The organism is Leclercia sp. 1548 (assembly GCF_050435045.1).
Taxonomy (GTDB): Bacteria; Pseudomonadota; Gammaproteobacteria; order Enterobacterales; family Enterobacteriaceae; genus Enterobacter; species Enterobacter adecarboxylatus.
This window is the reverse complement of record NZ_JBNDJP010000003.1, coordinates 477,822-498,198: the sequence shown is the minus strand read 5'-3', so window position 1 is coordinate 498,198 and position 20,377 is coordinate 477,822. Positions and strand designations below refer to the sequence as shown.

General features: G+C 55.3%; 22 protein-coding genes. 15 read left to right on the top strand and 7 right to left on the bottom strand.

The window, feature by feature from the left end; all coding sequences use genetic code 11:
• Window positions 1-34: 34 nt before the first annotated feature.
• Together rnr and rlmB are read left to right on the top strand one after the other, a co-directional pair.
• Window positions 35-2,476: a ribonuclease R gene (gene rnr, locus ABIE02_RS11850; RefSeq protein ID WP_032616185.1), complete on the top strand. Its 2,442-nt coding sequence runs from the start codon at window positions 35-37 to the stop codon at window positions 2,474-2,476.
• Window positions 2,477-2,761: 285 nt separating this feature from the next.
• On the top strand, window positions 2,762-3,496 hold the full coding sequence (gene rlmB, locus ABIE02_RS11845; RefSeq protein WP_032616186.1) for a 23S rRNA (guanosine(2251)-2'-O)-methyltransferase RlmB: 735 nt from the start codon (window positions 2,762-2,764) through the stop codon (window positions 3,494-3,496).
• Window positions 3,497-3,619: 123 nt separating this feature from the next.
• On the opposite strand, the gene ABIE02_RS11840 is transcribed toward rlmB, so the two are convergent.
• Window positions 3,620-4,909 (bottom strand): MFS transporter, encoded by a 1,290-nt coding sequence (locus tag ABIE02_RS11840; protein ID WP_032616187.1) that lies wholly within the window; start codon window positions 4,907-4,909, stop codon window positions 3,620-3,622.
• A 183-nt stretch (window positions 4,910-5,092) separates the two neighbouring features.
• On the opposite strand from ABIE02_RS11840, the gene ABIE02_RS11835 reads away from it, so the two are divergent.
• On the top strand, window positions 5,093-6,715 hold the full coding sequence (locus ABIE02_RS11835; RefSeq protein WP_032616188.1) for an isovaleryl-CoA dehydrogenase: 1,623 nt from the start codon (window positions 5,093-5,095) through the stop codon (window positions 6,713-6,715).
• Window positions 6,716-6,718: 3 nt separating this feature from the next.
• Here the strand turns inward: ABIE02_RS11835 and ABIE02_RS11830 are convergent, their stop codons facing one another.
• The 3 genes from ABIE02_RS11830 to bsmA all read right to left on the bottom strand — a co-directional run bounded on the left by ABIE02_RS11830 (window position 6,719) and on the right by bsmA (window position 9,570).
• A complete protein-coding gene (locus ABIE02_RS11830) occupies window positions 6,719-8,644 on the bottom strand; it encodes a methyl-accepting chemotaxis protein (protein ID WP_032616189.1) in 1,926 nt (641 codons plus the stop codon).
• 172 nt (window positions 8,645-8,816) lie between these two features.
• Window positions 8,817-9,104, bottom strand: coding sequence for a DUF1471 family protease activator YjfN (gene yjfN / locus ABIE02_RS11825; RefSeq protein ID WP_032616190.1), 288 nt, complete (start codon window positions 9,102-9,104; stop codon window positions 8,817-8,819).
• 136 nt (window positions 9,105-9,240) lie between these two features.
• On the bottom strand, window positions 9,241-9,570 hold the full coding sequence (bsmA, locus tag ABIE02_RS11820; protein ID WP_071886502.1) for a biofilm peroxide resistance protein BsmA: 330 nt from the start codon (window positions 9,568-9,570) through the stop codon (window positions 9,241-9,243).
• A gap of 138 nt (window positions 9,571-9,708) precedes the next feature.
• On the opposite strand from bsmA, the gene yjfP reads away from it, so the two are divergent.
• Window positions 9,709-10,440 carry an esterase gene (yjfP, locus tag ABIE02_RS11815; RefSeq protein ID WP_336994950.1) on the top strand — a complete coding sequence of 244 codons (732 nt, stop codon included), beginning with the start codon at window positions 9,709-9,711 and terminating at the stop codon, window positions 10,438-10,440.
• Here yjfP and ulaR read toward each other — a convergent pair.
• Together ulaR and ulaG are read right to left on the bottom strand one after the other, a co-directional pair.
• Entirely contained in the window at window positions 10,437-11,192 is a 756-nt protein-coding gene (ulaR, locus tag ABIE02_RS11810) for an HTH-type transcriptional regulator UlaR (protein WP_032616193.1), read from the bottom strand. The genes yjfP and ulaR overlap by 4 nt on opposite strands.
• Window positions 11,193-11,300: 108 nt before the next feature.
• Window positions 11,301-12,365: an L-ascorbate 6-phosphate lactonase gene (gene ulaG / locus ABIE02_RS11805; protein WP_032616194.1), complete on the bottom strand. Its 1,065-nt coding sequence runs from the start codon at window positions 12,363-12,365 to the stop codon at window positions 11,301-11,303.
• Between the two features lie 356 nt (window positions 12,366-12,721).
• Here ulaG and ulaA point away from each other — a divergent pair, with 356 nt between their 5' ends.
• Genes ulaA through ABIE02_RS11775 form a run of 6 tightly spaced genes read left to right on the top strand, consistent with a single transcriptional unit; the run spans window position 12,722 to window position 17,129 of the window.
• Window positions 12,722-14,122, top strand: coding sequence for a PTS ascorbate transporter subunit IIC (gene ulaA / locus ABIE02_RS11800; RefSeq protein WP_032616195.1), 1,401 nt, complete (start codon window positions 12,722-12,724; stop codon window positions 14,120-14,122).
• Window positions 14,123-14,134: 12 nt separating this feature from the next.
• Window positions 14,135-14,440 (top strand): PTS ascorbate transporter subunit IIB, encoded by a 306-nt coding sequence (gene ulaB, locus ABIE02_RS11795; RefSeq protein ID WP_032616196.1) that lies wholly within the window; start codon window positions 14,135-14,137, stop codon window positions 14,438-14,440.
• 9 nt (window positions 14,441-14,449) lie between these two features.
• On the top strand, window positions 14,450-14,917 hold the full coding sequence (ulaC, locus tag ABIE02_RS11790) for a PTS ascorbate transporter subunit IIA (RefSeq protein ID WP_032616197.1): 468 nt from the start codon (window positions 14,450-14,452) through the stop codon (window positions 14,915-14,917).
• A gap of 12 nt (window positions 14,918-14,929) precedes the next feature.
• A complete protein-coding gene (locus tag ABIE02_RS11785) occupies window positions 14,930-15,580 on the top strand; it encodes a 3-keto-L-gulonate-6-phosphate decarboxylase UlaD (protein ID WP_032616198.1) in 651 nt (216 codons plus the stop codon).
• Window positions 15,581-15,589: 9 nt separating this feature from the next.
• Window positions 15,590-16,456: an L-ribulose-5-phosphate 3-epimerase gene (locus ABIE02_RS11780; protein ID WP_032616199.1), complete on the top strand. Its 867-nt coding sequence runs from the start codon at window positions 15,590-15,592 to the stop codon at window positions 16,454-16,456.
• The gene (locus ABIE02_RS11775) at window positions 16,443-17,129 is read left to right on the top strand and encodes an L-ribulose-5-phosphate 4-epimerase (protein WP_032616200.1); all 687 of its coding nucleotides are present in this window, start codon (window positions 16,443-16,445) and stop codon (window positions 17,127-17,129) included. Before ABIE02_RS11780 ends, ABIE02_RS11775 begins: the two co-directional genes overlap by 14 nt.
• 79 nt (window positions 17,130-17,208) lie before the next feature.
• Here ABIE02_RS11775 and yjfY read toward each other — a convergent pair whose 3' ends face one another.
• A complete protein-coding gene (yjfY, locus tag ABIE02_RS11770; RefSeq protein WP_032616201.1) occupies window positions 17,209-17,484 on the bottom strand; it encodes a DUF1471 family protein YjfY in 276 nt (91 codons plus the stop codon).
• 343 nt (window positions 17,485-17,827) lie between these two features.
• On the opposite strand from yjfY, the gene rpsF reads away from it, so the two are divergent.
• The 5 genes from rpsF to ABIE02_RS11745 all read left to right on the top strand — a co-directional run bounded on the left by rpsF (window position 17,828) and on the right by ABIE02_RS11745 (window position 20,362).
• On the top strand, window positions 17,828-18,223 hold the full coding sequence (rpsF, locus tag ABIE02_RS11765) for a 30S ribosomal protein S6 (RefSeq protein WP_011915632.1): 396 nt from the start codon (window positions 17,828-17,830) through the stop codon (window positions 18,221-18,223).
• 6 nt (window positions 18,224-18,229) lie between these two features.
• Window positions 18,230-18,544: a primosomal replication protein N gene (priB, locus tag ABIE02_RS11760; RefSeq protein WP_006178996.1), complete on the top strand. Its 315-nt coding sequence runs from the start codon at window positions 18,230-18,232 to the stop codon at window positions 18,542-18,544.
• A gap of 4 nt (window positions 18,545-18,548) precedes the next feature.
• The gene (rpsR, locus tag ABIE02_RS11755) at window positions 18,549-18,776 is read left to right on the top strand and encodes a 30S ribosomal protein S18 (RefSeq protein WP_000135199.1); all 228 of its coding nucleotides are present in this window, start codon (window positions 18,549-18,551) and stop codon (window positions 18,774-18,776) included.
• Between the two features lie 41 nt (window positions 18,777-18,817).
• The gene (gene rplI / locus ABIE02_RS11750) at window positions 18,818-19,267 is read left to right on the top strand and encodes a 50S ribosomal protein L9 (RefSeq protein WP_032616202.1); all 450 of its coding nucleotides are present in this window, start codon (window positions 18,818-18,820) and stop codon (window positions 19,265-19,267) included.
• A gap of 153 nt (window positions 19,268-19,420) precedes the next feature.
• Window positions 19,421-20,362: a DMT family transporter gene (locus ABIE02_RS11745; RefSeq protein ID WP_032616203.1), complete on the top strand. Its 942-nt coding sequence runs from the start codon at window positions 19,421-19,423 to the stop codon at window positions 20,360-20,362.
• Window positions 20,363-20,377 lie beyond the last annotated feature (15 nt).

The following is a 20,377-nucleotide window of genomic DNA, read 5'->3' as shown; positions in this document are numbered from 1 at the left end:
AACTTCCACCGGAGATGACAACGGAGGAACCGCTATGTCACAAGATCCTTTCCAGGAACGCGAAGCTGAAAAATACGCTAATCCTATCCCAAGCCGCGAGTTCATCATTGAACACTTAACTAAACGCGAAAAACCCGCTAACCGTGAAGAACTTGCCGTTGAATTAAACATTGAAGGCGAAGAGCAGATTGAAGCCCTTCGCCGTCGTCTGCGTGCGATGGAGCGCGATGGACAACTGGTCTTTACCCGCCGTCAGTGCTATGCCCTGCCAGAACGTCTCGACTTGCTGAAAGGCATCGTGATTGGCCACCGTGATGGTTTTGGCTTCCTGCGCGTCGAAGGCCGCAAGGACGACCTGTATCTCTCCTCTGAACAGATGAAGATGTGCATCCATGGAGACCAGATCCTGGCCCAGCCGCTGGGTGCCGATCGTAAAGGTCGTCGTGAGGCGCGCGTGGTGCGTGTCCTGGTGCCGAAAACCAGCCAGATCGTGGGTCGCTACTTCACCGACGCTGGCGTCGGTTTCGTGGTGCCGGACGACAGCCGCCTGAGCTTTGATATCCTTATTCCACCGGAAGAGGTGATGGGCGCGCGGATGGGCTTTGTGGTGGTCGTTGAACTGACCCAGCGCCCAACCCGTCGCACCAAAGCGATCGGTAAGATTGTTGAAGTGCTGGGCGATAACATGGGCACCGGCATGGCCGTGGATATGGCGCTGCGCACCCACGAAATCCCCTACGTCTGGCCAAAAGCGGTTGAAGAGCAGATTGAAGGCCTGAAAGAGCAGGTGCCAGAGTCGGCAAAAGAAGGCCGCGTGGATCTGCGCAACCTGCCGCTGGTCACCATCGATGGCGAAGACGCCCGTGACTTTGATGACGCCGTCTACTGCGAGAAAAAACGTGGCGGCGGCTGGCGACTGTGGGTGGCGATTGCGGATGTAAGCTATTACGTCCGCACAGGTACGCCGCTGGATGGTGAAGCGCGCAACCGCGGCACCTCGGTATACTTCCCGTCCCAGGTCGTGCCGATGCTGCCAGAGGTGCTCTCCAACGGTTTGTGCTCGCTTAACCCGCAGGTTGATCGTCTGTGCATGGTGTGTGAAATGACCATCTCCACCAAAGGGCGTTTAACGGGCTACAAATTTTATGAAGCGGTGATGAGCTCACATGCTCGCCTGACCTACACCAAAGTGTGGCACATGCTGCAGGGTGACCAGGATCTGCGTGAGCAGTATGCGCCGCTGGTGAAGCACATCGAAGAGTTGCACAACCTCTATAAAGTGCTGGATCAGGCGCGTGAAGAGCGCGGCGGCATTTCATTTGAGAGTGAAGAGGCGAAGTTCATCTTCAACGCCGAACGTCGCATCGAGCGTATTGAACAGACCCAGCGTAACGATGCACACAAGCTGATTGAAGAGTGCATGATCCTGGCGAACATCTCCGCGGCACGCTTCGTTGAGAAAGCCAAAGAGCCAGCGCTGTTCCGTATTCACGATAAACCGACCACGGAAGCCATTACCTCATTCCGTACCGTACTGGCGGAACTGGGGCTTGAGCTGCCGGGCGGCAACAAGCCGGAGCCGCGTGATTACGCCGAATTGCTGGAATCCATTGGCGATCGCCCTGATGCAGAAATGCTGCAAACCATGCTGCTGCGTTCGATGAAGCAGGCGATTTACGATCCAGAAAACCGTGGTCACTTCGGCCTGGCATTGCAGTCTTATGCCCACTTTACCTCGCCGATCCGTCGTTACCCGGATCTTTCCCTGCACCGCGCTATTAAGTATCTGCTGGCGCAGGAGCAAGGTCATAAAGGCAACACGACGGAAACCGGTGGTTACCACTACTCCATGGAAGAGATGCTGCAACTGGGCCAGCACTGTTCCATGGCAGAACGCCGGGCAGATGAAGCAACCCGTGACGTGGCTGACTGGCTGAAGTGTGACTTCATGCTGGATCAGGTCGGCAACGTCTTCAAAGGCGTGATTGCCAGCGTCACCGGCTTTGGCTTCTTTGTCCGTCTGGATGAACTCTTTATTGATGGTCTGGTTCATGTGTCCAGCCTGGACAATGACTACTACCGGTTTGACCAGGTTGGGCAGCGTCTGATCGGTGAATCTGGCGGGCAAACCTATCGTCTGGGCGATCGGGTGGAAGTGAAGGTTGAAGCCGTCAACATGGACGAGCGTAAGATCGACTTCAGCCTGATCTCCAGCGAACGAGCGCCGCGCAACGTGGGTAAAACCGAGCGCGAGAAAGCGAAGAGAGGGGCCGCCGGTAAAACCAGCGGCAAACGTCGTCAGGCCGGGAAGAAGGTGAACTTCGAGCCGGACAGCGCGTTCCGTGGCGAGAAAAAACAGAAGCCGAAGGCCGCAAAGAAAGAAGCCAGAGCCGCGAAAAAGCCGTCAGCGAAATCTCAGAAAATCGCCGCCGCGACCAAAGCAAAGCGCGCAGCGAAGAAAAATAGCGCTGAGTAATACCTCCCTGTCACCCCTTCCAGCCGGAAGGGGTGACGCTTTTTAGCCGTAAGGCATCTCGTAACAAAATAGATATTTCCTTGCGTCCTGCCATGCCTCCACGCGCTTTTTGCTGAACGCCAGTTTGCCTGCGCACCCGGTCCCGACAGACGTTGCGTGAGCGGTGGTGAACGGCTAATGCCGACAGGAGTCGATTTGACCGGCGGGTCGGTTATAATAGGCGCAAGTGACGACATTCACGGCCCCATTTAACCCGGCGCACACCGCCTCACATGAGTACCTTTAATGAGTGAAATGATTTACGGCATCCACGCGGTGCAGGCCCTGCTGGAGCGCGCACCGGAGCGTTTTCAGGAAGTGTTTATTCTGAAAGGGCGTGAAGATAAACGCCTGATGCCGCTGATCCACGCCCTGGAAGCGCAGGGTGTGGTGATCCAGCTGGCGAACCGTCAGTATCTGGATGAAAAAAGCGAAGGCGCGGTGCACCAGGGGATCATCGCCCGCGTGAAGCCGGGCCGCCAGTATCAGGAAAACGATCTGCCGGATCTTATTGCTTCGCTGGAGAATCCGTTCTTCCTGATCCTCGACGGTGTGACCGATCCGCACAACCTCGGTGCCTGCCTGCGTAGCGCCGATGCGGCGGGTGTCCACGCGGTGATCGTGCCCCGGGACCGTTCTGCACAGCTGAACGCGACGGCCAAAAAAGTGGCCTGTGGCGCAGCGGAAAATGTGCCGTTGATCCGGGTAACCAACCTGGCGCGTACCATGCGTCAGCTGCAGGAAGAGAACATCTGGATCGTGGGTACGGCGGGTGAAGCTGACCATACTCTGTTCCAGAGCAAAATGACCGGCCGCATGGCGCTGGTAATGGGTGCAGAAGGTGAAGGTATGCGCCGCCTGACCCGTGAGCACTGCGACGAGCTGATCAGCATTCCGATGGCAGGCAGCGTCTCGTCCCTGAACGTCTCCGTGGCTACCGGCATCTGCCTGTTTGAAGCGGTGCGCCAGCGCGGGAAATAAACTAAAGGCCTTCAAAGAAGGCCTTTAGTGTTTTCTCCCTCTTACTATGGGAGAAGGTTGGGGTGAAGGCACCAGAGGGTGATCATCCGGGCCGGGTAAGCGTAATGCTACCCGGCACATACCTCACTCCTCCAGCGACCGCAAATGGTCATCCTTTCTCAGTGTCATCAGCGCCACAATACTCACCACCGCCGTCGCCATCACGTAATATGCCGGGATATCCAGATTCCCCGTCTCTTTTATCAGACCTGTAATGATTAAACCCGCACAGCCCGAGAAGATGGCATTCGACAGCGAATAGGCCAGCCCCAGCCCGGTATAACGTACTCGCGTCGGGAACATCTCCGACAGCATGGCCGGCCCTGGTCCTGCCAGCATTCCTACCAGGCCACCAGCAATCAGCACCACAATCGCTTTCACTGCCAGGGTACTGGATTCAGCCTGCAATATTTTCAGCAGCGGCAGGGCGAGGATCAGCAGCAGGACGGCGGCAATCACCATCACCGTGCGGCGTCCGATGCGGTCGCTGAGGATCCCCGACGGAATAATGGTCAGCGCAAAACCGATATTGGAGATCACTGCAATCAGCAGCGCCTGGTTAAAGCCGGTATGCAGGGCAGATTGCAGGTAGGCGGGCATGATCACCAGATAGGTATAGCCCGCAGCAGACCACACCATCACCCGGCCGATCCCCATCACAATGGCTTTCAGCGTGTCGCCGGTTTTGGCCTTCGCAACGACCGGCCTGGTTTGCTGTTTCACGAAGCTCGGCGTCTCTTCCATGCTCACCCGCAGCCACAAGGCGACGGCCCCCAGCGGCAGAGCGATAAAGAACGGAATGCGCCAGCCCCAGTCATGCAGAGCTTCTGGTGTCAGCAGCGCCGACAGCAACGCCACAATGCCCGCACCGGCCAGCAGGCCCAGCGCAACGGTAAACGACTGCCATGCGCCGTACAGCCCCCGTTTGCCGCGCGGGGCGAACTCGGTCATCAGCGATACCGCGCCACCATATTCGCCGCCCGCGAACAGCCCCTGCAGGATCCGCAGGACGGTGATAATCAGCGGGGCGGCAATGCCGATGCTGGCATACACCGGTACGAGACCGATGGCCGCGGTGGCCAGCGTCATCATCACCAGCACGATGATAAGCGTGGGCTTACGCCCGATACGATCGCCGATCCGCCCGAAGACGATGGCGCCTAACGGACGAAAGAAAAAGGCGATGGCAAAAGAGGCGTAGGTGAGGATCAGGCTGGTCAGCCCGGCCTCGCCGCTGAGCTGGAAAAAGTTTTTCGCAATCACAGTGGCCAGAAAACCGTACACCGCAAATTCGTACCATTCGATGAAATTACCAATTGAGCCAGCAATTAAAGCGCGCTTATGGGCATCCGGCACTCGTTGAGGGGTTTGCATCGTTATTCTCTCCATGAGGGTAGGAATAAATTATTCACCATAAAAGCTATTTGGAAATTTATTATTCGCGCAATCTGTGACCAGATTCACGCTTGCGGAGGGCGAAATTTTGCGCCCGCTCCCATGCAGCGTCTGCCTGGCCTGTCCATAATTACGTCATTGCCATAGAAGGAGGGATACATTATGCACTGGCAGACGCACACTGTTTTTAATCAGCCTGCGCCACTCACCAACAGCAACCTTTTTCTTTCCGATCGTGCCCTGTGCGAAGCGGTCAGCCGTGAAGGCGCGGACTGGGACGCCGAGCTGCTCGCCAGTATCGGCCAGCAACTGGGTACGGCAGAATCTCTGGAACTGGGCCGCCTTGCCAACGTCAATCCACCTGAACTGCTGCGCTTTGACGCCAGCGGAACCCGGCTGGACGATGTGCGCTTTCATCCCGCGTGGCACCTGCTGATGCAGGGTCTGTGCGCCAACCGGGTGCATAACCTGGCGTGGGAAGAGGAGGTGCGCAAAGGCGCATTTGTGGCCCGGTCGGCACGCTTTATCCTGCATGCGCAGGTGGAGGCCGGCACGCTTTGCCCGATCACCATGACCCATGCCGCCACGCCGCTGCTGCAACAGGCATTACCGCGCGCCTTCCACGACTGGCTGACGCCGCTCCTCAGCGACCGCTATGACTCGCATCTGGCCCCGGGCAATCAGAAGCGCGGTCTGTTAATTGGCATGGGGATGACGGAAAAACAGGGCGGATCGGATGTTCTCAGCAATACCACCCGGGCAGAACGCTGCAGCGACGGTAGCTACCGGCTGGTGGGCCATAAATGGTTCTTCTCTGTGCCGCAAAGCGATGCCCATCTGGTACTGGCGCAGGCGAAAGGCGGCCTGTCGTGCTTTTTCGTTCCCCGTTTTCTCCCAGACGGCCTGCGTAATGCCGTGCATCTGGAGCGTCTGAAAGACAAGCTGGGGAACCGTTCGAACGCCAGTAGTGAAGCCGAGTTCCTCGAGGCGACTGGCTGGCTGTTGGGCGAGGAGGGGGAAGGGGTGCGCCAGATCCTGAAAATGGGCGGCCTCACCCGATTCGATTGCGCGCTTGGCAGCCATGGCCTGATGCGCCGGGCATTTTCGGTGGCGCTGTATCATGCCCACCAGCGGCAGACCTTTGGCAAAAACCTGATCGATCAGCCGCTGATGCGCGACGTATTAAGCCGCATGGCGTTGCAGCTGGAAGGGCAGACTGCGCTTCTGTTCCGCCTGGCGCGCGCCTGGGATCGCCGGGATAACGAGCGCGACGCGCTGTGGGCGCGGCTGTTTACCCCGGCTGCAAAACTGGCCATCTGTAAAGCGGGGATCCCGTTTGTCGCTGAAGCGATGGAGGTGCTCGGCGGTATTGGTTATTGCGAAGAGAGCGAACTGCCGCGCCTGTACCGTGAAATGCCGGTCAACAGTATCTGGGAAGGCTCGGGCAATATCATGGGGCTGGACGTACTGCGCGTGCTGGCGAAACAGCCTGCGGTGATGGATCTGCTGGCCGATGATTTTGCCGAGGTGAAAGGGCAGGATCGGCACTTCGATCGCAGCTGGCGCCAGTTGCAGCAGAAGTTACGTAAGCCGCAGGAGGCGCAGGGCAGGGAGATCGCCCGGCAGATCTTCCTGCTGGGCGCGGGGGCGCAGATGTTGCGCCATGCGTCACCGCCGGTGGCGCAGGCCTGGTGCCGTGAAATGCTTGATGCCCGCGGCGGATCGCTGATCGGCGAGCAGGTCCAGGACGACCTGCTGCTCCGCGCCACGGGCGGTGTTGCCTGATCCTTACAGGCGGAACAGGCTGACCAGATCGGTCAGGTGCGAGCCTTTCCCGCGCAGGACCTGCGCGGTCTGTTCGCTGCGCGAGACGCGATCGGCGTTAATATGCGACGCTTCGCCGATATGCGTCATCGCCAGGTTCACCTGACCGATGCCTGCCGACTGCTCGCGGGAGGCATGGTTAATTTCCGTGACCAGCTGGTTGATATTGTCGATGTGCTCAATGATGCTATCCATCGCCTGACGGGTCTGCTCCGACAGGGCGTGGCCCTCGCTCACCTTGCTGAGCGTATCGCCAATCAGCTGTTCAATCTCCTTCACCGCGTTGGCGCTTCGTGCTGCCAGGGCGCGAACCTCCTGAGCCACCACGGCGAAGCCTTTACCGTGCTCACCTGCGCGGGCGGCTTCTACGGCGGCGTTTAGCGCCAGAATATTGGTCTGGAAAGCGATACCCTCAATCACCCGGGTAATGGCTTCGATACGTTTCGATGCTTCGCGAATATCATCCATCGTAGAGACAGCATTGCTGACGGTCTCCCCGCCCTGATGCACTGCCCGGGACGTTTCGCCCACCAGTTGCTGGGTCTGCTCCATATTGGCCGCATTCTGCTGCACGCTGGCCGCCAGTTGCTCCATACTGGCAGAGGTCTCTTCCACGCTGCTGGCCTGCTTGTTGATCTGTTCGGAGATCTCGCCGGTATCCGCCGCCAGGGCGTTGGTTCCCAGATGGATATCTCCCGCGGCTTCACGCACCTGCAGCACGATTTTTTGCAGCCCGCCGCCAATGCCGTTAATGGCGCTTATCAGCTGACCCACCTCATCCTGACGGGTGGCTGGCAGAGTGGCGCGCAGATCGCCTGCGGCATACTGTTCTGCCAGACCAATCACATCGCGCAGCGGGCGTGTCAGCCAGCGGCGGATAATAAACACGAACAGCATGGCGAAGAGCGCAGACAGAACAACGCCAGCCAGCAGGAAGCGATCGCGCATGCTGGTCACATCGGCCAGCAGGACGGTTTTATCCACTTCGCCCACTATCGTCCAGTTCCAGCCCGGGAGCGGCGTCCAGGCCATAATCAGGGTGCGACCATCGGCGCTCTGACGTTCCAGGGTGCCGGAGTCATCCCCCAGTAACTGTTGCTGAACCTCGTTCTCCCACGTCGGCAACCGTCCCTCTTCTGCGCTGTGGAACAGGTACTGGCCGTGATTTTTGCCATTGCTGCGGTCCAGCACAAAGAAGTGGCCACTTTCGCCCAGACGGCGGCTGAGGATCTTCTCGCGCATGACGTTCCACGAGTGGGTGATGTCGACCCCGACGAAGATAATGGCGATTACCTGTCCACCCGCATCCTTTACCGGTTGGTACTGGGTGATATAGCGTTTGCCGAACAGCAGGGCGAGGCCGCGATAAACCTCTCCTTTGGCCACCACTGCCCATGCTGGACTGGCGTGATCCAGTTTCGTACCGATGGCCCGATCGCCGTTCTCTTTACGCAGGGAGGTTGCCACGCGAACAAAGTCGTCACCGCTGCGAACAAACAGCGTAGAGATGGCGCCGGTGCGATTCAGAAAATCATCGGGTGTGGTGTTGTTCTCATGGAGTTCCGTATCGCCGCCTTTCAGCAGCGGGACAGTCTGACCGTTGATGGTGCGGGTCTGGCTGGCGTCAAGGTTCAGCGGCTGCGGCAAAAAGGTGGTGAACAGGCGGGTATAGCTTTCCACCTCTTCGGTGAGGCTAGTGTTGAACATCTGCACCATATCCACCACGCCGGTGGACTGGTTATGCAGGTCTTCTATGGCCAGCGATTCGAGTTTTTGACTGGTGTTATAGCTCAGAAGGAAAGTGAAAAGCAGAAAGAGTGTGGCAACACTCAAGCCGGTAAGCAGCGATAGCTTTGTGCCCAGACCTGCACGGCGAAAAAAGTTGATCATAAATTGCTCATTGTTAAAAAGGTAACGCTTTTCAACGGCAGAGCAGGGATAACATTTATTGGGTTTATGTAACAAAATGTTACATAAGTGTCTCGTGGTAGTAACGGCAAGGATAATAGAATTGTAAATAATAAAAAGCCACTCTTTTTTAGTGGCTTTTTATTGATGCTTTTTAGACGTAAAGGATGGCCTGGACTCGCCAACGATCAACATGGCTCTCTTCCTGCATAGCAATAATGCGATACCAAGATGCTCCCTGTTCATCTGCTTTTAGCGCGATCATGCGCTCAACATCCTGCGGACTCCCTGAGATATCACTCACGGAAATCAGTCCGATTTCATTTAAACCCGTCACGCAATCAGCACTGGCAAATTCGGCTGACTGGGCGGCAGTGCTCACCAGACCGGCTGAGAGCAACAGTGAGGTCAAAGCAAGAGATCGTTTCATCGTCAGCTCCATTTTACGTGTCCCCGGAATCCGCCGGGCAATCCTTCGCTAATAAACTCGCTTCCATTGACCCAGGCATGGAGTTTATTGTGAACAGGAAAACGTCTATGGACGCAAAGCAGTGTAAATGTCGTTTAAATACCGCGCGTTATTTACGGTATAAAATGGCCTGCGAGTACCATTGTCCTGTCACGATGGTTTCATCAACAAGGACAATGACGTAATAATCTGCTTTCGCAGCGACGGCTTTTGCTTTAATGGCATTTTCCACATCTGCGGGAGAGCCTCGCTCCAGGGCGGTGACCGTACCCATCCGCTGTAATCCTTCCGTCTGATTACGACGAATTTCTTGTGGGTGGTCGGCAACCGGTGGTGCAGGCTGCGGCGAGCCTTCTAATACACTACATCCGCCCAACGCCAGCGTTAGCAATAAAGCAGCAAACCTACGCATAACCATATCTCGTTTCCTGATAGCCATAGTGTAGAACTCTGTTGATTTAGGATTGGGGGAATGTTCCCAAATTGTTAGCTGCGGCGTAAATTTCGAATGAAAATTGTGCGAAAGCGTAATCTGGTTCTCAACATTTTAAATCACCCATTAGCATGAGGCCCATTAATGATTGAACTTGAAATACGTCAATTTGGCGACCATGAGTGTGTACACGCTTTTCCCGCCGGGAAAAAGGCTCAGCCGTTGCCCGTTGTCATTTTTTATCATGGTTTTACATCCTCAAAACTGGTTTACAGCTATTTTGCGGTGGCGCTGGCGCAAGCGGGTTTTCGGGTGGTGATGCCAGATGCACCCGATCACGGGGCGCGTTATTCCGGCGATGAGAAGGCTCGCCTGGGACAGTTCTGGCCGATTCTGCATGGTAACCTCACGGAGTTTGACGCATTGAAGAGCGCGTTATACCAGGCCGGGCTGGTGGCGGATGAACGCCTGGCAGTCGCCGGAGCCTCGATGGGCGGGATGACTGCGCTGGGTATCATGGCGCGCCATCCAGAGGTGAAATGCGTGGCAAGCCTGATGGGTTCTGGCTACTTTACCTCGCTGGCCCGCACGCTGTTTCCGCCGCTGCAACCGGGGGACTTTGCGACCATGGTCTCTCCGCTTGCCGACTGGGAGGTGACGAATGCGTTACCGCGCCTGGCCGATCGTCCGCTGTTGCTGTGGCACGGGGAGGAGGATGATGTGGTGCCCGCCGGGGAAACATTCCGTCTGCAGCAGGCCTTGCAGCATGAAGGGCTGGATAAAAACCTGACCTGCCTCTGGGAGGCGGGAGTAAAACACCGCATCACGCCTACCGCCCTTGACGCCACAGTGGCCTTTTTCCGTCAGCACCTTTAAACGCGCAGGATCTTCACCCCCTGATCTTCCAGTTTCTGGAGGATTGTGGGGTCAGCACTTTTACCGGTGATCACCAGATCAATCTGCTCGGCGCGGCTGAATAACATCCCCGCACGCTCTCCGACCTTGCTGCTGTCGACCAGCACCACCAGCTTGCCGACGACGTTCAGCATGTTCTGCTCCGCCATCGCCGTCAGCATATCGGTTTTATACAATCCCTCGGCGGTGAGTCCTTTCCCGCTGGTAAACATCCAGTGCCCGGCATAGAGGGTGTTCTCGCTATCCTGCGGGCTTAGGGTAATGGACTGGCTCTTGTTGTACTGCCCGCCCATGATCACCACGCTTTCGTGCTCCTGATCGATGAGGTAGTTAGCCAGCGGCAGGTAGTTGGTAATGATCTGCACCGGCTTACCACACATTTCCCGACCCAGCAGGAAAGCGGTTGAACCACAGTTGATCACTACGCTTTCGCCGGGATTGACCAGCTGAGAGGCGGCCCGGGCAATACGCACTTTTTCGTCGTGATTCTGCGCCTGATGAATATTCATTGGCGACCAGCGTGGACGCTGTTGGCTGATACCTTCGGCACCGTTGCGGACTTTTTTCAGCTTCCCGCTTTCATCAAGCTTATTGATATCCCGGCGCGCGGTGGCAGGGGAAACGCCCAGCCGGGCAATCACCTGTTCCACGGTGACAAACCCCGTCTGCGCCAGGAGTTCAAGTAAAATTTGATGCCGCTGTGCTTCTGTCATGAGCTATTCCGAAACAAATTGATTTCAAAAGATGATATTTGAAATAGCGTGAAATTACTAAGTAAAAGATGGTATCGCCAGGCGCTGTGCCCGGCGATAAGAGGGGTATTACAGGAAAGATTTGAACGGCAGATCCGGCTCAATGGTAAAGCAATCGTCAAACCCGCGCGGGTAGTGATATTCAAAATTGTCTTTATCAAGCGGCCAGGTAAACTTGCCGCCCACCTGCCAGATAAACGGCTTAAAGCCATATTTCAGACGGTCTTTTTTCATCTCCCACAGCACACGGATCTCCTGCGGATCGGCCTGGAAGTTTGACCAGATATCGTGGTGGAATGGGATTACCACCTGGGTGTTCAGTGCTTCTGCCATGCGCAGAATATCGGCACTGGTCATCTTGTCGGTGATACCACGCGGGTTCTCGCCATAGGAGCCCAGCGCCACGTCGATGTGATGCTCGTTGCCGTGTTTGGCATAGTAGTTTGAGTAGTGGGAATCGCCGCTGTGATACAGCGTACCACCGGGGGTTTTGAACAAATAGTTCACCGCCCGCTCATCCATGCCGTCCGGCAGTACGCCGGCTGCCTTCTGGTCTGCCGGCAGGGTAATAAGAGCCGTGCGGTCAAAGGCATCCAGCGCGTGGATTTCAACATCTTTGATTTTTACGACATCACCCGGCTTCATCACGATGCAGCGCTCTTTTGGCACGCCCCAACCGATCCATAAATCAACGCAGGTCTGTGGGCCAATAAAAGGAACATCATCTGCACAGTTCTGCATTACCGCCGCCGCGACGTTGACGTCAATATGATCGTTGTGATCGTGGGTCGACAGGACGGCGTCGATCTGGCGAATCGCAAAGGGATCAAGGACAAATGGCGTAGTACGCAGGTTGGGCTGCAGTTTCTGCACCCCCGCCATACGCTGCATCTGATGTCCCTTTTTCATCAGCGGATTGCCATGGCTTTGCTTGCCGGTGCCACACCAGAAGTCGACGCAAATATTGGCTCCCCCCTCTGATTTCAGCCAGATCCCGGTACAGCCCAGCCACCACATTGCAAAGGTGCCAGGCGCAACCTGTTCCTGCTCAATCTCTTCGTTCAGCCAGCTGCCCCATTCCGGGAAGGTGCTCAGAATCCATGATTCGCGGGTGATGGTGTTCACTTTACTCATCTTTTTGACTCCTGGTTTAATCAAATTAAATCATTTTGTGATTTGTTATGATTAATGCTGTCACTATTTCACGCGCTTTGCAACGGTGTAAATGCGGAATTTTGGCTGATCGACTTCACGAATTGTTCAACTATTGCTTATTAAACGATCGCGTTATTTTCATTAATTTTATGAATTATAAGAATTTAATTGGAATTTTTGGTGGTTTAATAAAATCAACACTAACAACAGGGAAATAATTTGCGTGACGCGTCACAAATAATCAAATGCAATCTTGTGATGATTATTCTTGATTACTAGAGTGGGGGCCTGTTGTACGAGCATTACGCAGCGTACTGCCTTTATCGGAGAGTGTTATGGAGATCCTCTACAGCGTCTTTACCGTCTTTTTTAATCAGGTAATGACCAATGCCCCGCTACTGCTGGGTATCGTGACGTGTCTGGGCTACATCCTGTTACGCAAGAGCGTCAGCGTCATTATCAAAGGCACTATTAAAACCATCATCGGTTTTATGCTCCTGCAGGCGGGGTCCGGCATTTTAACCAGCACCTTTAAACCTGTGGTCGCCAAAATGTCGGAGGTCTACGGCATTAATGGCGCAATATCAGACACCTATGCATCAATGATGGCCACCATTGAACGCATGGGCGACGCCTACAGCTGGGTGGGTTACGCCGTCCTGCTCGCGCTGGCGCTGAACATCATTTACGTTCTGCTACGCCGGATCACCGGCATCCGCACCATCATGCTCACCGGCCACATCATGTTCCAGCAGGCGGGGTTGATTGCGGTTTCCTTCTATATCTTCGGTTATCCAATGTGGACCACGATTATCTGCACGGCCGTGTTGGTCTCACTCTATTGGGGTATTACCTCCAATATGATGTACAAACCGACGCAGGAAGTGACCGACGGTTGCGGTTTCTCTATCGGCCATCAGCAGCAGTTCGCCTCGTGGATTGCCTACAAGGTTGCCCCGTATCTGGGTAAAAAAGAGGAGAGTGTTGAGGACCTTAAGCTGCCAGGCTGGCTGAATATCTTCCATGACAACATCGTTTCTACAGCGATTGTAATGACCCTCTTCTTCGGCGCCATTCTGCTCTCTTTCGGTATCGACGTAGTCCAGGCGATGGCAGGTAAGACCCACTGGACGGTCTATATCCTGCAAACCGGTTTCTCTTTTGCAGTGGCAATTTTCATCATCACGCAGGGCGTACGCATGTTTGTCGCCGAGCTGTCCGAAGCCTTCAACGGTATTTCTCAACGTCTGATTCCTGGGGCCGTTCTGGCAATTGACTGTGCAGCTATCTATAGCTTCGCGCCAAATGCCGTGGTCTGGGGCTTTATGTGGGGCACCATCGGTCAGCTGATCGCGGTGGGTATTCTGGTGGGCTGCGGCTCTTCCATCCTTATTATTCCTGGCTTTATCCCGATGTTCTTCTCCAACGCCACCATTGGCGTCTTTGCTAACCACTTTGGCGGCTGGCGCGCGGCGCTCAAGATCTGCCTGGTGATGGGGATGATTGAAATCTTTGGCTGCGTGTGGGCAGTCAAGCTCACCGGCATGAGCGCGTGGATGGGTATGGCCGACTGGTCAATTCTGGCGCCGCCAATGATGCAGGGCTTCGCCTCCGTCGGCATCGTCTTTATGGCCGTCATCATTGTTATTGCCCTGGCTTATATGTTCTTCGCTGGCCGTTCGCTACGGGCGGAAGAAGATGCAGAGAAACAAACAGCAGAAGTTTCTGCTCACTAAGGAGTTCCGATTATGACCGTACGTATCCTGGCTGTGTGTGGCAATGGGCAAGGTAGCTCCATGATCATGAAGATGAAAGTGGACCAATTTTTAACCCAGTCCAACGTTGACCACACGGTGAACAGCTGCGCGGTGGGTGAATACAAAAGTGAACTGAACGGCGCAGACATCATCATTGCCTCGACCCATATCGCCGGTGAAATAAGCGTCACAGGCAATAAATATGTGGTGGGGGTGCGCAATATGCTGTCGCCTGCGGATTTTGGCCCAAAACTGCTGGAGGTGATCAAAGAACACTTCCCGCAAGACGTGAAGTAAGGAGGCCCGATGAAGCTCCGTGATTCGCTGGCAGATAACCACTCCATCCTTTTACAGGCCGAAGCCAGCACCTGGCAGGAGGCGGTAAAGCTAAGCGTTGATTTGCTGGTTAAGGCTGATGTTGTTGAGCCGCGCTATTACCAGGCCATTCTCGATGGCGTTGAGCAATTTGGCCCCTATTTTGTGATTGCGCCAGGGCTGGCAATGCCGCATGGCCGCCCGGAGGAGGGGGTCAAAAAAACCGGCTTTGCACTGGTCACATTGAAAACGCCGCTGGTGTTTAACCATGAAGATAACGATCCGGTCGATATCCTGATCACCATGGCGGCCGTTGATGCCAATACCCATCAGGAGGTGGGCATCATGCAGATCGTCAACCTGTTTGAAGACGAAGCCAATTTCGACCGTTTACGCGCCTGCCGCACCGAGCAGGACGTGCTGGATTTAATCGACAACGCCACAGCGGCGGCAGTTTAAGAGGGAATTGAAATGTCATTACCAATGTTGCAGGTCGCACTGGATAACCAAACCCTGGCCCACGCATACGAAACGACGCGTCTCATCGCCGAAGAGGTGGATATCATCGAAGTGGGCACCATTCTGTGCGTCGGAGAAGGTGTGCGCGCCGTGCGCGATCTGAAAGCGCTTTATCCTCACAAAATTGTGCTGGCTGACGCCAAGATCGCGGATGCAGGCAAAATCCTGTCGCGCATGTGCTTCGAAGCTAACGCCGACTGGGTGACGGTGATCTGCTGTGCAGACATTAATACTGCCAGAGGCGCGCTGGAGGTTGCCAAAGAGTTTAACGGCGACGTGCAGATCGAACTCACCGGCTTCTGGACCTGGGAGCAGGCGCAGGCGTGGCGTGAGGCAGGCATTCAGCAGGTGGTCTATCACCGCAGCCGCGATGCCCAGGCCGCGGGCGTCGCCTGGGGTGATGCCGATATTACTGCCGTGAAGCGTCTGGCGGAGATGGGCTTTAAGGTTACCGTCACCGGCGGTCTGGCGCTGGAGGATCTGCCGCTGTTTAAAGGTATCCCTATTCACGTCTTTATCGCCGGACGCAGCATTCGTGATGCCGCCTCGCCGGTGGAAGCGGCACGTCAGTTCAAACGTTCCATCGCCCAGCTGTGGGGATAAGGAGCGGTTATGTTAAGCAAGCAGGTGCCGCTTGGTATCTATGAAAAGGCACTTCCTGCCGGGGAGTGCTGGCTTGAACGGCTAAAACTGGCTCAGTCTCTGGGTTTTGATTTCGTCGAAATGTCGGTGGATGAGACGGATGCGCGTCTCTCCCGTCTCGACTGGAGCCGCGAGCAGCGTCTGGCGCTGGTAAATGCGGTGGCCGAAACTGGCGTACGCGTGCCTTCAATGTGCCTGAGCGCTCATCGTCGCTTCCCGCTCGGCAGCGAAGATGACGCCGTGCGGGCACAGGGGCTGGCGATCATGCGTAAGGCGATTCGCTTTGCCCAGGACGTGGGGATCCGCGTCATCCAGCTGGCGGGCTACGACGTTTACTACCAGCAGGCCAGCAACGAAACGCGGCGGCGCTTTCGTGAAGGGCTGAAAGAGAGCGTGGAGATGGCGAGCCGCGCCCAGGTGACGCTGGCAATGGAGATCATGGACTACCCGCTGATGAACTCCATCAGCAAGGCGCTGGGCTATGCCCACTACCTCAATAATCCGTGGTTCCAGCTTTATCCCGATATCGGCAACCTGTCTGCGTGGGATAACGATGTGCCTATGGAGCTGCAGGCGGGGATGGGCCATATCGTGGCGGTACACGTCAAAGACACCCGGCCGGGCGTATTTAAAAACGTACCTTTCGGCACAGGCGTGGTGGATTTCGAAGCCTGTTTCGCCACCCTCAAGCACAGCGGTTACTGCGGACCCTACTTGATTGAGATGTGGAGCGAAACCGCAGAGGATCCGCTGCAAGAAGTCGCAAAAGCCCGCGACTGGGTGCTCGAGCGCATGGCACGGTCCGGGCTGACGGGAGCAGAAAATGCAGGAGCTTAAGCAGCAGGTTTTTGAGGCAAATATGGATTTGCCGCGTTACGGTCTTGTGACCTTTACCTGGGGAAACGTCAGTGCGATAGATCGCCAGCGCGGGCTGGTGGCGATCAAACCCAGCGGCGTAGCCTATGAGACCATGCGTGTGGAAGACATGGTGGTGGTGGATCTCGACGGTAAGGTGGTAGAGGGCCAGTGGCGGCCCTCGTCCGATACCGCGACCCATCTGGAACTGTACCGGCGTTATCCGTCACTTGGCGGCGTGGTGCATACCCACTCCACCCATGCCACGGCCTGGGCGCAGGCGGGGCTGGCCATTCCGGCGCTGGGCACCACCCATGCCGACTACTTTTTTGGCGACATCCCCTGTACGCGGGCATTAACCGAAGCGGAGGTGCAGGGCGAGTATGAACGCAACACTGGCAAGGTGATCATTGAAACGCTGGGGGAGGGTGAACCGCTGCACGCCCCGGGGATAGTGGTGTATCAGCATGGCCCTTTTGCCTGGGGTAAAGATGCCCACGATGCCGTACACAATGCCGTGGTGATGGAAGAGGTAGCGAGAATGGCGTGGATTGCCCGCGGCATCAACCCGCATCTGCAACCTATCGACAGCTATCTCATGAACAAGCATTTTATGCGTAAGCATGGCCCGAATGCTTATTATGGGCAGAAATAAAAAAAGCCCCCGGGCAGGGGGCTAATTCGACTATGACAATATTTTAGTTGTTGGCTTTCCTGGTGCTAGCGTCAAAGCATTATCTGTAGATATCTGCACTGACATGCATATTGCCGTTGCTGCCCGGTTCACGGGTGAGCATGACGTGATAGTAGCGGGCATCCCGCGCATCGGCTTCTGCATTAATGGCTTCCGTCGCTTCGCTTTCCGTTGCGAAGTTATGGTTGATATAAATGACGCCCAGACTTTGCACATCATCCATATTTCTGGCCTGTCGGCCGTCAACCTGAATCGCTGCTGTCGCGTTTGCACTGAGCAAAAGCGCAGCCAGAATGGCAAGGTTTATCTTTTTCATGATATGCGCTCCACGACAAACTACGGTGCGACGATAATCACTTCGGGTTTTGTCCTCAGAAGGGGTCTGATTAAAGTGTAACCCCTTATCTGACGGGCATTGGCGACCATTTCTGATGCTGTTGTTCAAAAAATCGCCGCGATCGCCCGTGAGCCATGGTAAATCACCCACTTAGACGAGCTTTACGCTTTGTGCGAATTATTTGTGCAATCAGCTTGAGTTTCCAGGGGGGTACAAGTATTATGGCGCGTCAATTTTTCAGCCGACCTTTAACACGTTCCTTGCCTCCCCGGGCCTCGGCTGACCCAGACAGGAGGCTGAATAATCCGTAAGGAGCAATTCGATGCGTCATTACGAAATCGTTTTTATGGTCCATCCTGACCAGAGCGAACAGGTTCCGGGTATGATCGAGCGCTACACTGGTGCAATCACTGCAGCAGAAGGCACGATCCACCGTCTGGAAGACTGGGGCCGCCGTCAGCTGGCTTATCCGATCAACAAACTGCACAAAGCTCACTACGTTCTGCTGAACGTTGAAGCACCGCAGGAAGCGATCGATGAGCTGGAAACTAACTTCCGCTTCAACGATGCCGTTATCCGCAGCATGGTTATGCGTACCAAAAACGCAGTGACCGAAGCATCTCCGATGGTTAAAGCGAAAGACGAGCGCCGTGAGCGTCGCGATGATTTCGCAAACGAAACCGCAGATGATTCTGATGCTGGGGATTCTGAAGAGTAATTTCTGATGACCAACCGTCTGGTGTTGTCCGGTACCGTGTGCAGGACCCCCCTTCGTAAGGTCAGCCCATCAGGAATTCCTCACTGCCAGTTCGTGCTTGAGCATCGTTCAGTGCAGGAGGAAGCCGGGTTTCACCGGCAGGCGTGGTGCCAAATGCCCGTTATTATTAGCGGACACGAAAACCAGGCCATTACTCACAGTATAACGGTCGGTAGCGCAGTAACCGTTCAGGGGTTCATCTCTTGCCATAAGGCAAAGAACGGCCTGAGCAAAATGGTTCTGCATGCCGAGCAGATTGATTTGATAGATTCTGGAGACTAGCCATATGGCACGTTATTTCCGTCGTCGCAAGTTCTGCCGTTTCACCGCGGAAGGCGTTCAAGAGATCGACTATAAAGATATCGCAACGCTGAAAAACTACATCACCGAAAGCGGTAAGATTGTCCCAAGCCGTATCACCGGTACTCGTGCAAAATACCAGCGTCAGCTGGCTCGCGCTATCAAACGCGCTCGCTACCTGTCTCTGCTGCCGTACACTGATCGTCATCAGTAATCGGGCACGGTCCATTAATACGACTTTAAGAGGATAAGGTAATGCAAGTTATTCTGCTTGATAAAGTAGCAAACCTGGGCAGCCTGGGTGATCAGGTTAACGTTAAAGCGGGCTACGCTCGTAACTTCCTGGTTCCACAGGGTAAAGCTGTTCCTGCTACCAAGAAAAACGTAGAGTTTTTCGAAGCACGTCGTGCTGAACTGGAAGCCAAACTGGCTGACGTTCTGGCGGCTGCTAACGCTCGCGCTGAAGAAATCAACGCACTGGGCACCGTTACTATCGCGTCTAAATCTGGCGACGAAGGTAAACTGTTCGGTTCCATCGGTACCCGCGACATCGCTGATGCAGTAACTGCAGCTGGCGTTAAAGTGGCTAAGAGCGAAGTTCGTATGCCGAACGGCGTTCTGCGTACCACCGGTGAGCACGAAGTGGACTTCCAGGTTCACAGCGAAGTCTTCGCTAAACTGGTTGTTAACGTTGTTGCTGAGTAAGTAATTACTCGTCATCACGTTCGAAGCGCCGGCCTTGTGCCGGCGTTTTGCTTTTTAATGAGACCCGTCCCTACCTTTTGCCTTGTAAGGTAGCTATTCCCATCACATTCTCTGATAATAAAATGAAACAACATTTTAACTTTTGGATGTGTTATGGATGCCGTTCTGCCCACGCCGGTTTTTGCCCGTAAAAACATCGTATTCGCCAGCGCGACGCTGTGCTGTTTGTTATGGGGAAGCTCCTATCCCGCAATTAAAAGCGGCTACGAACTCTTCCAGATCGCCACTAACGACATTTCGTCAAAGGTGGTCTTTGCAGGATATCGCTTTGTGTTTGCCGGCCTGCTATTGCTGCTGTTAGCCCTTGCCCAGCGCAAGCCGATTGGCCGACTCAGTCCACGGCAGTTTGGGCAGTTGACGGTGCTGGGCCTGACGCAGACGGCTATCCAGTACACCTTCTTTTATATCGGTCTCGCTTACACGACGGGTGCTAAAGGGTCGATCATGAACGCGACCGCCACGTTCTTCAGCGTCATGCTGGCGCACTTCATCTATCAAAACGATAAGATCAGCTACAACAAAGCCCTCGGTTGTATCCTCGGTTTTGCCGGGGTGATGATCGTCAACTTCAATAGCGGCTTGCAGGACTTCCACTTTGTCTGGAACGGCGACGGTTTTGTTGTGCTGGCGGCGTTTATCCTCTCTGCGGCCACGCTGTATGGCAAACGTATTTCTCAGACGGTCGATCCTATGGTGATGACCGGCTGGCAGCTGGCGATCGGTGGGGTGATGCTGGTCGTGGGGGGCTACATAACGGGCGGGACGCTGGCAGTACCGAGCGTCAAAGCGGCGGCCATCCTGGGCTATCTGACCTTACTCTCTTCGGTGGCATTTGCGCTGTGGAGTTTGCTGCTGAAGTACAACCGCGTCAGCATGATTGCGCCGTTTAACTTTTTAGTCCCGGTCGCCGGAACCGTGCTCTCAGCCATTTTCCTTGGGGAGAATATCCTGGAGATCAAATATGCCGTGGCGCTGGTGCTGGTCTGCTCAGGGATCTGGTGGGTCAACAAAGTGAGTGGAAAACAGGCCCGGTAAAGGGTGCATTACCGG